The organism is Streptomyces sp. NPDC059008 (assembly GCF_042749045.1).
Classification (GTDB): domain Bacteria; phylum Actinomycetota; class Actinomycetes; order Streptomycetales; family Streptomycetaceae; genus Streptomyces.
In genome coordinates this window covers 50,692-62,915 of record NZ_JBHYJC010000008.1, presented here as the reverse complement: position 1 = coordinate 62,915, position 12,224 = coordinate 50,692, and the positions used below count along the sequence as shown (strand labels likewise).

The following is a 12,224-nucleotide window of genomic DNA, read 5'->3' as shown; positions in this document are numbered from 1 at the left end:
GGGGTGTGGGGCGCTCAGGCCTGCTACGCGGCGATCTGCTGTAGCCAGCGTCGCGTGTGCCGGCGGCTGGTGAGCATCACCACGTCGGCGTGCCCGGAGGCGAACTCCTCGATCTTGGCCATGACTCGCGGTCGCATCTTGCGGCGGTACGTCGCCACGTACTTGATCACGCCCCAGTGGATGCGGTTGTGCACTCCATTGCCCTTGTGCCCGGCACCGTGCCGGATCTGCCGGGAGAAGATCCCCCACAGTGCGGCCGGGGTCGAGACGTCCATCAGCACCACGGTGTCGCAGGCTTCGAGACGGATCTGCAGCGTGGAGTTGTAGTTCCCGTCGATCACCCAGGCCGGCTGCGCGACCAGCTCGCGCTGTACCTCGGCGAATTTCTCCATGGGCAGGGCGTTCCACTCGTCGTCGTAGAACGCGGCATCCAGGTGCGTCACCGGTGCGTCGAGCAGCATGGCCAGCTGGCGGGCCAGGTGGGATTTGCCGCTGCCTCCGCAGCCGACGATGACGACCTTCTTCATGGTGCTCCAGGGTAGAGGTGCTCGGATGCCCGGACGGCACGGCCGCCGGAACACATACGGATGATCTCGGCCTGCTGGCCCAAGCGAGGCGGTTCATCACGCGGCCCCCTGCCTCGACGACGCGGCGGCGGTGGCCATGTTCAGCACGGACTCCAGCACGTTTGCCTGATGACTGAGCCGGAACAGTTCCAGCCGACCGATGCACTCCGAGATCAGTTCGGCGTGCTGCCGACTGCCCGCGATCTTCTGGAGGTCATCGATCCGCCGGATCACTTGGCCACCCGTCTTGACCACCAGGTCCTCTGGGACGAATCGCTCGACGTGCCGGATGCTGCCAGGCGCCAGCGGCAGGCAGCCGGCGAGGACGGCTTCGAAGATCCGTTGGGTCATCTGTCCTGCCGCGGCGTACCGCTCGGGCAGGAGCAGGACCGTGGCCAGTGTGCTGCTGTAGAGGCGGGAGACGGCGTTGAAGGGGATTCGGCCGAGGAAGGTGACGTGTGGCCATCGCTCGGTACTGGTCCACTTGCCGCCCACTCGGTGCTCGAAGCGGGCGGCGGCTGGAGCGAAGAAGCGGTCGAACTCGTCGTCGCGGTCGTACTGGTTGCCGACGTAGCCGAGCGGCGTCTTCCGGTCCTCGCTGGCCAGGGCGGTTGGGTCAGCCCCGTCCAGGAGCGCATCGTCGACCGGGAAGAGTAGGCAGTGGGCACCGGGGGTGGGCGTGAGGGCGGCCTCACACACCTCTACGTTCCGGATCTGCCGCCAGATGCTGTCCTCGCGCAGTTGCCGGTCCTTGTCCCAGATCACGGTGGGGGTACGGCGTCCAACGGTGTAGTGCTGGAGCAGCTCCGCTTGGCGGTGGAGATCACAGGTGTGTCCTTGGGTGCCGCAGGCGGTGGTGTTGCGTCCCTCGATGGGCCAGCGCCATTCGAGGAACAGCGCGTCGATGTCCGGGATGCCGGCGTCGAAGGTGTACACGCCGCCGAGAGCGTCGCCCGCTTCGAGCCGATCGCGGTCAGCCTGCACAAACACGATGTCGTGACCACGCCGGTGAAGCGCGTCGATCAGCGGCCGGCGGTGGCTACGGCCTCCGTCGGGGGTGTCGGTGACCCCGTTTCCGAGGAAGCCCCAGAAGCTGTATCCGATCTTCATTTGGTGATCCACCGCCCTTCGAGCAGCAGGACGTCGAGCCCGGAATTCGCGAGGCAGTCCAGAGCCATTTCCGGCGTGCCGCAGATGGGCTTGCCCTTGACGTTGAGCGAGGTGTTGATCAGGACGGGCACTCCGGTGCGGCGGGCGAACGCCTCCAGGACGTCGTGCATGAAGGGGTTCTGTGCTGGCGTGACGGTCTGGAGTCGGGCCGTGCCGTTGGCGTGGACAACTGCGGGAATGCGCTCGCGGGCGGTATCCGTCACCTGGGAGGCCATGGACATGTACGGCGCGGCCTGTCCGAGGGTGAAGAACTCCCCAGCGCGGGCGGCGGTGACCATGGGGGCGAACGGGCGGAAGGGCTCGCGGAATTTCACTGTGGCGTTCAGCCGCTCGACCACCCCGGCTTCGAGGGGAGAGGCGAGGATGGACCGGTTGCCCAGAGCGCGCGGGCCAGCCTCGATACGGCCCTGGAACAGCCCGACGATCATCCCTCGGGCCAGCTGATCCGCGAGGAACTCCGCGGCCTCCGCTCCGAGGCTCTTCTGTTGCAGGGAGGTCCACGGGGTGAGGTCCAGCACCGGTTCCGGAAAGGACGGGCCGAGGTAGCAGGTACGGGCGATCCCGGACAACGGCCGGGGGCTGCCGCCGTCGGCGTGCACTGCGACCGCAGCCCCGATCGCGGTACCGGCGTCACCGGGAGCCGGCGGGACGAAGACCTCGTCGAAGATTCCGGCCTCGATGATCCGCCCGATGCTGACGCAGTTGGTGGCCACTCCCCCGCCCACGCACAGCCGCCGCGAACCGCTCAGCACGCGGGCACGTCGCGCGAGGTGCAGCATGATTTGCTCAGTGCGCTCCTGGAGGGCAGCGGCCAGATCCTGGTGGATCTCCTGGACCGGCTGATCCGGATGCCGGGCCGGACAAGTCTCGGCGGCGAACCGAGGGGAGGTGCGCGGGTAGCCGGAGGCGAGCACGCGGGGCGGGAAGTACGCCGGGTCCACTCTGAAGCCAGTGGGAGTGGTGCAGACCGCGCGGGTGAAGAAGTGGCGGAATCGGACGGGGTCGCCGAGGGCCGCGAGGGCCATCACGGTGCCTTCTTCGTCGCCCCGGCGCCAGCCGAGATGCTCGGTGACCGCGCCGTACACGTAGCCCAGCGAAGCCGGGTCCGTGAGCCCCTCCAGCATGCGCACCCGCGGGCGGGCGCTGTCGTGAGCATGGCCGATGGTCGTGGTCTGCCGCTCGCCGAGGCTGTCGACGACGAGCACAGCCGCCTCCTCCCAGCCCGACGCGCTGAATGCGGCAAGCTGATGCGCTCGGTGATGCAGTACGGGGATGACGCGAGCGCCGGGGAATTGCTGAGCAAGGAGGTTCAGGCGATGCTGGGTGCGTACGGCGACCTTGGCGAAACCCGCAGCCCTCGGAAGAGCGCGTCGCCGCGTCGCACCCGACAGCACCATGCGCAGGGCGGCGGGAGTCTCGGCGAGGTAGCGCACGGGCTGGAAGTTGTACGCGACGGCGTCGACAGCGCCGGGCGTAATGCCGGCCTCCTCCAGCAGCCACCCGATGGCCTGACGGGGGTAGTCACGGGTGTGTTTGTGCTGGGACAAGCGCTCCTCTTCAACGAAGCCCACCAGTTCACCGTCGGTCAGGAGGGCGGCAGCGGAGTCATGGGTGAAGGAGCAGATGCCCAGCACCACGGACGGAATACGAGCCACGGCAGCCATCACCTAGTCCCCGCTGCTGCGGCAGTGTGCGTGTTGCCGGCGCGGTGAATCAGCTCGGCGTACCAGGCAGTCAGCGCTGCACCGAGAGGCCCGCCTATGGCGCCGGCGACGCGTGTCGCCTGCTCTCGCTGTCCGCCCTTCCACAGCCGATAGCTGCGCATGGTCTGTGCCATGGCATCCCAGCCGGGGTGTCCCGTCTCCTCTCCGGCCTGGGCCCGGTCGAGGAGCTGCTCGAACCCCTCCCAGGGCGTGACCAGTTCAGGCATCACCGGGCTCCCCGCCACAGCGGTCAGTGCATCGGCCTTCTCCAGGTCGTGCTCGTAGATGTGCAGGGAGTCGACGTGATGGTGGTAATCGCCCAGGTCGGCGCCGAGCCATCCAGCGACCAGCTCATGGAGCGTGGTGAAGAAGAACAGGTCGTACGGCATTCCGATCCACACGTCCTGGCCACGCATAGTGGTGGACATGTGCAGTCGCCCGCTCCTCATGTGGAATCGGAACCCGAGGGTGCAGGGGACGTCCTTGTGGCCGGCAGCGTCGCGGGCCGGGTCGTAGAGCTGGATGGTCGCCCGCCGGGAATCGGGGTCGTCCTGGAGGATCTCGACGATGCGGTGGAGCTGGTCGACCTCTCCGGCCCAGTTCCGCATCCGGGGCCCGTACGCGCCGCGCAGGAGGCCGTCGTCGGCGTACCTCCGCAGTCGCGTGTTGTAGTCGAAGATCCACGGGGCGTCGGAGCCGGAAAGGTGCCAGACAGTCTCGGCGACCGCGAAGGCGGGGTTCACAAGGCGGACAGGCGGCGCATACAGGAGCCGTGCCCGGGGTTGAGTCAGGCGCATGCTGACGTCAAGGATCTCGCGGGTGCCCATCCCGCGGGGGCTGACCTTCTCCCCACCCTTGGCCAACGAAACGGCCCCGGTGAAGAGTTCGGCGACACTGTCAGCGATCAATTTCGTCATGGGGTAACTCCCTCGCCCCGAGCTAGGCCGGGCCCGGCACCGGGGACATCGTGATCATTTGGGTCGGTGTACGAGGTGCCGGCCTCAGCCTGGCGGACGATGAGCTGGGCGATATCGGCAGCGCTGTGGCCTCGCCAGCGGCAGACCCCATCGCGCGCTTCTCGCGGCACCCGGGCGCTTCCACTCCCCTGGCTCAGGAGGTCGAGCGCGTTCGAAATGTCGGCTCCCGTACGGCAGTCATGCGCGACGGCGTGCTCGGCGAGGCCGAGTGTGCGGTCGCCGGAACGGCCCAGTTCGAGGACGGGCACGTCAAGGAGTACGGCTTCGATGCCGCACGTCGAGGAGACGCTCACCACGGCGTCCGCCCCCGCCAGACAACCGCGCGCCCCGACGCGGGTGTCGGCCACGGCCACTGGCGGCCGTCCGTGGTCCCGCTGTAGCAAGCGGTCGAAGACGTGGCGCTCTTGGGCGGGGTGCGGGGCAATGACCAGCCCCCAGCGCCCCTGGGCCCTTCTCAGGCCGTCAAGGATGATGTCGGCCTGAGCCTGCAGACGGTCCGGTCCAAACGGCTGGCAGGCCCACACCGCAATCCGTTCTGGACCCCGTTCGCCGCCGGCGCCGAACAGCTTCTGCAGATAACGACGCTGAGCTTCCTTCCCGAGGTCGGCGAGCGCATCGAAGCGCGGCTGGCCGAGGACGTGTACTTCCGCATGGGGGTGCCGGGCCCATGCCCTCGCCCGTGCGACGTCGCGGTCACCCATCACCACGATGCGACGACTGTGGAGGGCGGGCCAGGCGACCGCCCCCGGTATCCACGCTCCGTGCTGGACGTTCACAGTGGTGGCGCCGTGCCGCTCGGCGGCATGGGCGGCGAGGGCTCCGAGCGGGCTGGTGTCGTTGCTCAGCAGCACAGTGTGCGGGCGTACTACGCCGAGCAGCCCATTGAGCCACGCCTCTACTCGCACCACGGCTCGCCAGGACGGTTGGGTGCACCCACCGCTCCCTTCGAGGAGCGCGGCGGCCAGCCGCTCCAGCCGGTCCAACCGGACAGCGTGCACCCCGACTTGGACCGTTCCATGGCCTCCGACCGGCTCTTCGGTTTCCACTCCCAGTCCGGGAATGGTGCCGGAGGCGGAGAGGGCGGCGGGGGGTGCTGGACACAGCGTGATGGACGTCCGCGCGGGGGCAGAGCAGCGCTCCACCGGGTCTGTGGCGAGGTCGATCAGCAGGCTGGATCGGCCTTCATCGGCTAGTTTCTCCAGCACCGGCAGCAGGGTCTGGGCATGCCGGGACGACCAGGAAAGTGCCACAACTTCCGCTGGCGCAACTGTGAACGACTCGGCGGAACCTGTAGGACCGTCCTCGGGCAAGAGCGCAGCAAGGTTTCGCAGGCGGGTGGAGCGCGCCGATTTGTCCGGTGCCTGCGCGCCAAGGGCGTATGCGACACCCGACCAGGTGACGGTGTAAGAGCGGTACTCGCGTGAACTGCTCTCCCGCAACCCGAGCGACCCTTCGTGCGGGGCCGGCGTCACGGGGCCGGGATCGTGGGCGAACTCCGGCCACGCGCTCAGTGCCAGGAGCTTCCGCACCAGCTGTGTGACCAGACGGCGGACCGGAACGTGGTGCACGTAGATCCACGAGGCACCGCCCGGCGTCTCGGCCCGTCGGGAGCTGTACTTCTCCAAGGCAGACATGACGTCGGCGACGTGCCGATCCACCGCCGTGCGTGCGATGGGCAAAGCCGCAAGGTCCCTCGTGGTGATGCGGGCAGCCGTCGTGTGCCGGAGGGACGCTTCTCCACCGAGCGCCCAGATGGTCCGATCCCCCACGCGGGTCCGGACGAGTCCGAGGGCTCCCGTCGTCGAGGTGCTCACAACAGGCTCCCTTCGACGAAGGGAGCCGAAGGCCAGTCCGGCTCAAGGAAGCGGAGGAGGTCCTGTGGAGCGCGTGCAATGTCCGGCTCCGGGCTGCCAGGCTCTCCGTACCCCCAGGCAGCGTGCACGTACGGCACGCCGGCCCGCCGGGCGCACTCATGGTCGACTGCCATATCGCCCACGAACCTCGCGAATGCCGGATCAGTGGCGAGATCGACGAGCGCGAGCATCAGTGGATCCGGGGCCGGCTTGCCCCGCCCGGGGCCGCCGGGAGTCCGGGCCGCGGCGAAAGGACACCCGAGCCGGGCCAGCAGTGGAGCGGCGCGGTCCAGCGGCTTGGACGTGACCACCCCGAGCAGCCAGCCGGCCGCACCGAATGCGTGGAGCACTTCCTCCACACCGTCGAACGGCCGGGCAAGCTCACACCCTCGCTCAGATGCCTGCGCGTACGTCTCGTGGAGGCGATCGACCTCGGTAAGGCCCAGCAGTTCCATGATGTCGTCGAAGGGGCGGCCGAGGTGTTGCTCGTACGCCTCAAACGGCACGTCGATGCCGTGGCGTTCGCCTACCTCTTGCCATGCCTGCCGCATGACCGGACGCGTGTCGATCAGGACGCCGTCGAGATCGAGGACGAGTGCACGCCTGAGTTCGGACGCCGTCACCGGGACCGCGCTCCTTCGTCAGCGCTGAGGATGCCCCAGCTCCAGGCGAGGCTCACCCCGTGAGCGACATCGGAGGCACCCATCTTGTCCAGCAAGCGCCGGATGTGCTTCTTGGCGATGCTCTGCGACATGAGCTGTGCTTTCGCGACTTCTCGTGCACCCGCGCCCCGGGCGAGAAGCGGGAGGGTGTCGGCCTCCGTATCGGAGAGCTCAGGCGGTACGACCTCCGCGCCCTTCGGCCGGGCCTGGTGACCGGCCCGGCACGCGATGCCGGCGAGCACCGGACGACTACTGGTTCCCAGTTTGGACCGGATACCGCGCAGGTACCCCTTGACCGTGCCCTCGGTCACCCCGATGCGGGCCGCGATCTCGCTGTTTCTCAGACCGTCGGCGACAAGGCTCAGCACCTCGCTCTCCCTTGATGTCAGGGCCGACAGGACAGGCAGGGCGGTTGTGGGCATGGCTAATAGCTCCAAGATCTGATCGGACCCGTGGGTGGTAGAGGTGACCGCGGTCAGACGGGCGGCGATGTCGGAGGCCACCTCAGGAAGGCAAGGACGCGCTTGCCGGCGCCATCCGGTTTAAGACGCGAGGTCCACGCATCCGCCTCGGCTGCCACCAGGTGCAGCCCCCGGCCGTCGAGTGCTTCGATCGGTCCGTTGCGCGGAACGGGGAGCTGAGCGGAGTTGTCCTCCAACTCGATCGTCACGAATCCGTTCCGGAAGGAGATCGTCAAGGTGATCTCCTCCGACAACCCCTCGGGCCGGGTTCTGCCGTGGCGACGGGCGTTCGTGACGAGTTCGCTGACGATGAGCAGCACCCGGTCGGCAAGAGCGTCCAGGCCCCACTCCGTGACCTTCGTCCGGATGAACGCCCGGGCCCGACGGGGCGCCAGGTCGTCAGAGGCCAGGGCAATGCTCGATTGCAATTCCGCCTGCTCCACGACGGTCATTGAGGACGTGAAGCGGGTACGTCGCTCACCAGCCTCGGGCCGAGTCATTGCGCCGTCTCCGTCAGCTCTGGCAACGGAGTGGCAGCTCGACCTACCAGGCAGCCGCCGGGCCGAGGGTCAACGACCGCCAACCCCCTACGGAGCATGTGGAACACGATCTGGTGGTTCGCCGCCATGGACATACCTCCCGAGGTCCCTGCCACACCGAGCTCGATTCGTCGGCATCGGCTGGCGGGTCACGCTGCCACCGCATCCGGAAGACCGCATATCGCCCAAGCAATAAGGGGAGTTGGGCTGCAATATGGCCACTGCAATGCCAGCATGAGGATCAGCGTCCACATGGGTCGTCGGCATGATCGGGAGGGGCAGTGAGCGGAGAGAGACGTTGCCTGAAGTGCGGGTGCCGACTCAGCCGATACAACCCGGACGATCGCGAGCTGTGCGGAGCGTGTGCACGAAGCATCCCCGTCTTGGCAGCAGCACCTGAGCCACCCTCCATTCCGGTCCATGTCTGGTCAGACGCCGGTATTCAAGAAGCCCTCCAGTTAATGGACTTCGGGCGAGTAAGCCGTCTCGTACGGCAAGGCACCGGGTTGCGGCAGGACGACGTCGCTCGCCTCACCGGCCTCAGTCAGGGGTATCTCTCCCAGCTCGAATCCGGAGCCAGGCGCCTCACACGCCTCGACAAGACCCAGTCATTCCTGGACGCCCTGGATGTGCCGGAAGAACTCCGTCCGGTCGCTTCCAGCAGTCCGCCTATCCACGAAACACTGGAGCCTGAGCCCTGTTCCGACGACACGGACCAATTGCGCTCGCTCGCCACCGGGGCAGCACAATCTTCCCGTGCGTTCGCCGATTCCATTTCCCCCAGCAACGTCAGCACGGACGAACTTGAGCAGTTCGGATTTACCCTCGCCCGTATCGCCACCGACTACGTCCACACACCGCTGCTCCCGCTCTTCACCGATCTCGTCGCGGTACGCGACGAACTCTTCGACCGGCTACAAGGCCGCCAGCACCCCCAGCAGAGCCGCGAGCTGTTCATGCTCGCCGGTACGGCGTGCCTGCTCCTCGCGCATGCCTCGCAGAACCTCGGCGAACCGACGTCCGCAATGGCACAGATCCGTACCGCCCGCCTGTGTGCCGAGCAGGCGGATCACAAGGGACTCCGCGCCTGGACTGCCGGCACCGTAGCGCTGATCGCCGAGTGGTCGCCACAAAACCGGATGGCACTGAAGCTGACGGAGCAGGCGGCCCGGCTCGCTCCAGCCGGCGAGGCCCGCATCCGTATCGCTGCGATCGAGGCGCGCGTGGCAGCCCGGATCGGTGATCGTGAGCTGTCGCTGGCCGCGCTCGACCGGATGCAGCGGGCCAGGGAGGAGAGCCCGCTCCACGACGAGGTCGAACAATTCGGCGGCCTGCTGACCTTCCCCCTGGCCAAGCAGGACTACTACCTGGGCGGCACCTACACACTGCTCGGGAAACACGAGCAGGCACGCCACCACGCCACCGCCGCGATCACCGCGTACCGCAGCGGCCCGACAGAGGAACGCTCCTACGGAGACGAAGCCCTGGCCCACATCGATCTGATCACCGCCGGCATCCTCCAAGGTGACCCCGACGGAGCCACGACCGCCCTCCAGCACGTCCTGGACCTGCCCCTGCAGATGCGCATCCGCCAGCTCGGCAGCGCCATGGATCGTCTCGGAGGCCTGATGCGCCGCACCGACCTCAAGGGCAACCGGACCATCAGGCAGCTTGCAGACCTCATTCATGGCTACCAGGTCATCGACGGCGCGGCCGCGCTACGGTCGGAGCGATGACCACCACATCTCTGACGCCCCTGAGTGCCGCTCAACAGGCATGCACGCACTGGGACCTTCCAGCACGCGGCATCTCACCCCTGCGCACCCACGCCACCTCGGTCTACCTGTTGCCCCACGCTGACGCTGTCGTCCGAGTAAGCCGTGGTGGACAACACGCCTCGATTCAACGGGCCATCGCCCTCAACCGCTGGCTGGCCGGCCAGGGCCTTGCAGTGACCGAGCCGCTCGATCTACCACAGCCCTTGAGCATCCACGGATACGAGATCAGCGTATGGCGGCACTATCCCCAGCCCGATGGCCCACCGCCTGGCCCGGAACACCTCGGCCACCTGCTCAGGCGGCTCCACCAGCTACCCGATCCCCCGATCGAGCTGCCCGCCTACCGACCCCATGTGTCTCTGCGTCCTGTCGTCGAATCCAGCGCCGTGCTTGTGCCAGGCGATCGTCAATGGCTGCTGGACCGCTCTGCCGATCTTCTTGACGCTTACGCGCGTCTCGACTTTCCCCTCGGCCGGGGAATGATCCACGGTGACGCCTACCCTGGCAACACACTTTGGGACGGCACCGCCGCCCGGCTTGGCGACTGGGACGAAGCGGCAATCGGCCCCCGCGAGGTCGACCTCGCCAACACCTTCCAGGGCGTCCGCTTCGGGCGCACCACCGCGCAACTGCACGCCTTCTCCGAGGCATACGGCTACGACCTCGCCGACTGGCCGGGAATCTCGGTACTGACTGAACTACGGGACCTTCACACGCTCGGCTCGTTCATCCGTCGCGCCGACATGGGCGACCTTGATGCGGCTGCACAACTCAATTTCCGACTGGGCACTCTCATGCACGGTGACCGCACGAAGAGCTGGGCTATTCACTGACCCCTACGGCGGCAAGCGGGGACGGTCCCCCCGTGCAGGATCCACTTCCCGGAATTCGCTCCTCACCTCCGCCTGCGCGGAGAGCACGGCACTGCGTCCCAGATGGAGAACCGGTCCAGCGGATCACCTCCGCCTGCGCGGAGAGCACTACAAGGTCTCCAGCCACGTGGCCCCTCCCGGCGGATCACCTCCGCCTGCGCGGAGAGCACGATCTATGCACAGCTGCTGCATGCAACGCCCACGGATCACCTCCGCCTGCGCGGAGAGCACTGCCTTGAGGTGCTCCTCGTGGATCACCGGGACGGATCACCTCCGCCTGCGCGGAGAGCACTACACGCCCTTGGACCTGCGCCCCGACGACGTCGGATCACCTCCGCCTGCGCGGAGAGCACTCCGCCTCGCGCTCGTTGCGCTCCGCCTCCGCCGGATCACCTCCGCCTGCGCGGAGAGCACCGTCTCCGGTGGATTCGAGGATGGCGGGGAGGCGGATCACCTCCGCCTGCGCGGAGAGCACCACCAGTCCAGGACCGGGCAGCGGTAGCAGATCGGATCACCTCCGCCTGCGCGGAGAGCACGTGCGGGCACTTGGACCTGTCGACGGGAGTGGCGGATCACCTCCGCCTGCGCGGAGAGCACGACGGCGTCCGCACCCTGGCCCGCCCCAGCAACGGATCACCTCCGCCTGCGCGGAGAGCACGTAGCGGCGGACCGCGGCCTCATCCACGTAGGCGGATCACCTCCGCCTGCGCGGAGAGCACCAGATCAACGCCTCCACCAAGACCAGCGTCAACGGATCACCTCCGCCTGCGCGGAGAGCACCCATGCTGGCGCGGTTGACCGGAGTCGTTGCCCGGATCACCTCCGCCTGCGCGGAGAGCACGAGCGGTGGTTGTGCCACTGATCGGCATCCTGCGGATCACCTCCGCCTGCGCGGAGAGCACGCCGGACCCGTCCGTCCCAGTCTCCCCCTGGTCGGATCACCTCCGCCTGCGCGGAGAGCACTCTGCGAGATGGGAGCGGGCTCGGTCGACCTTCGGATCACCTCCGCCTGCGCGGAGAGCACTTGCGGCGGCGGAGTTCGTCGATGGTGATGCTCGGATCACCTCCGCCTGCGCGGAGAGCACGTGGGGCCGTGGTCGCGGACCGCCTCGTCGTACGGATCACCTCCGCCTGCGCGGAGAGCACGCGAGGGGGGTGAGGGCGTAGACGACGGCTTCCGGATCACCTCCGCCTGCGCGGAGAGCACCTTGACGCGGATGGCGCCGGAGGCCCTGGTGACGGATCACCTCCGCCTGCGCGGAGAGCACTGTTCAGGCCACCACCCGACAGGGGCGGTGGCCGGATCACCTCCGCCTGCGCGGAGAGCACAGCTCGAACAGTGTCAGGCCCTGTTCGTACGCCGGATCACCTCCGCCTGCGCGGAGAGCACTAGACGGAGGCGAGCCGGTGGACGTCCGGGGCCGGATCACCTCCGCCTGCGCGGAGAGCACGAAGGGGTCGGCGGTTGTCTCGATCCATCCGTCGGATCACCTCCGCCTGCGCGGAGAGCACCGGGTGTAGTCGGTGAGGCTGGCCCTGGCGGTCGGATCACCTCCGCCTGCGCGGAGAGCACGCTCACCCCCAGTCGTTTCGCCGCCCGGCATGCGGATCACCTCCGCCTGCGCGGAGAGCACTTCTTGCTG

The 12,224-nt window shown here is 68.0% G+C and carries 10 protein-coding genes and 1 CRISPR repeat array (1 of these 11 running past the window's edge); of the genes, 2 read left to right on the top strand and 8 right to left on the bottom strand.

What is annotated here, in order from left to right:
• Nucleotides 1-23 precede the first annotated feature (23 nt).
• The 8 genes from ACFWZH_RS12895 to ACFWZH_RS12860 form a co-directional block, all read right to left on the bottom strand.
• Complete coding sequence (locus ACFWZH_RS12895; protein WP_384428701.1) at nucleotides 24-527, bottom strand: topology modulation protein; 504 nt, start codon at nucleotides 525-527, stop codon at nucleotides 24-26.
• 96 nt (nucleotides 528-623) lie between these two features.
• Entirely contained in the window at nucleotides 624-1,676 is a 1,053-nt protein-coding gene (locus tag ACFWZH_RS12890) for a hypothetical protein (protein WP_384428699.1), read from the bottom strand.
• Nucleotides 1,673-3,400 carry a carbamoyltransferase gene (locus ACFWZH_RS12885; protein WP_384428698.1) on the bottom strand — a complete coding sequence of 576 codons (1,728 nt, stop codon included), beginning with the start codon at nucleotides 3,398-3,400 and terminating at the stop codon, nucleotides 1,673-1,675. The genes ACFWZH_RS12890 and ACFWZH_RS12885 overlap by 4 nt, the downstream gene beginning before the upstream one ends.
• Nucleotides 3,400-4,356, bottom strand: a complete 957-nt coding sequence (locus tag ACFWZH_RS12880; RefSeq protein ID WP_384428696.1) for a thymidylate synthase — start codon at nucleotides 4,354-4,356, stop codon at nucleotides 3,400-3,402. The genes ACFWZH_RS12885 and ACFWZH_RS12880 overlap by 1 nt, the downstream gene beginning before the upstream one ends.
• Nucleotides 4,353-6,095, bottom strand: coding sequence for a hypothetical protein (locus ACFWZH_RS12875; protein ID WP_384428694.1), 1,743 nt, complete (start codon nucleotides 6,093-6,095; stop codon nucleotides 4,353-4,355). Before ACFWZH_RS12875 ends, ACFWZH_RS12880 begins: the two co-directional genes overlap by 4 nt.
• A 131-nt stretch (nucleotides 6,096-6,226) precedes the next feature.
• Nucleotides 6,227-6,892 (bottom strand): HAD family hydrolase, encoded by a 666-nt coding sequence (locus tag ACFWZH_RS12870; RefSeq protein ID WP_384428692.1) that lies wholly within the window; start codon nucleotides 6,890-6,892, stop codon nucleotides 6,227-6,229.
• Complete coding sequence (locus ACFWZH_RS12865) at nucleotides 6,889-7,434, bottom strand: LuxR C-terminal-related transcriptional regulator (RefSeq protein WP_384428690.1); 546 nt, start codon at nucleotides 7,432-7,434, stop codon at nucleotides 6,889-6,891. The genes ACFWZH_RS12870 and ACFWZH_RS12865 overlap by 4 nt, the downstream gene beginning before the upstream one ends.
• Nucleotides 7,407-7,844 carry an ATP-binding protein gene (locus ACFWZH_RS12860; RefSeq protein WP_384428688.1) on the bottom strand — a complete coding sequence of 146 codons (438 nt, stop codon included), beginning with the start codon at nucleotides 7,842-7,844 and terminating at the stop codon, nucleotides 7,407-7,409. Before ACFWZH_RS12860 ends, ACFWZH_RS12865 begins: the two co-directional genes overlap by 28 nt.
• A gap of 548 nt (nucleotides 7,845-8,392) precedes the next feature.
• Here ACFWZH_RS12860 and ACFWZH_RS12855 point away from each other — a divergent pair.
• Both ACFWZH_RS12855 and ACFWZH_RS12850 read left to right on the top strand, forming a co-directional pair.
• A complete protein-coding gene (locus ACFWZH_RS12855; protein ID WP_384428686.1) occupies nucleotides 8,393-9,667 on the top strand; it encodes a helix-turn-helix domain-containing protein in 1,275 nt (424 codons plus the stop codon).
• Nucleotides 9,664-10,542 (top strand): aminoglycoside phosphotransferase family protein, encoded by an 879-nt coding sequence (locus ACFWZH_RS12850; protein WP_384428684.1) that lies wholly within the window; start codon nucleotides 9,664-9,666, stop codon nucleotides 10,540-10,542. Before ACFWZH_RS12855 ends, ACFWZH_RS12850 begins: the two co-directional genes overlap by 4 nt.
• Nucleotides 10,543-10,600: 58 nt before the next feature.
• A CRISPR array of direct repeats spans nucleotides 10,601-12,224; the repeat unit is 29 nt; unit sequence CGGATCACCTCCGCCTGCGCGGAGAGCAC (it continues 174 nt past the right edge of the window).

Coding starts and splice junctions, on each gene's coding strand:
- ACFWZH_RS12880 (WP_384428696.1), bottom strand. CDS start 4,356: ATGACGAAATTGATCGCTGACAGTGTCGCCGAACTCTTCACCGGGGCC.
- ACFWZH_RS12895 (WP_384428701.1), bottom strand. CDS start 527: ATGAAGAAGGTCGTCATCGTCGGCTGCGGAGGCAGCGGCAAATCCCAC.
- ACFWZH_RS12860 (WP_384428688.1), bottom strand. CDS start 7,844: ATGACCGTCGTGGAGCAGGCGGAATTGCAATCGAGCATTGCCCTGGCC.
- ACFWZH_RS12855 (WP_384428686.1), top strand. CDS start 8,393: ATGGACTTCGGGCGAGTAAGCCGTCTCGTACGGCAAGGCACCGGGTTG.
- ACFWZH_RS12890 (WP_384428699.1), bottom strand. CDS start 1,676: ATGAAGATCGGATACAGCTTCTGGGGCTTCCTCGGAAACGGGGTCACC.
- ACFWZH_RS12885 (WP_384428698.1), bottom strand. CDS start 3,400: ATGGCTGCCGTGGCTCGTATTCCGTCCGTGGTGCTGGGCATCTGCTCC.
- ACFWZH_RS12850 (WP_384428684.1), top strand. CDS start 9,664: ATGACCACCACATCTCTGACGCCCCTGAGTGCCGCTCAACAGGCATGC.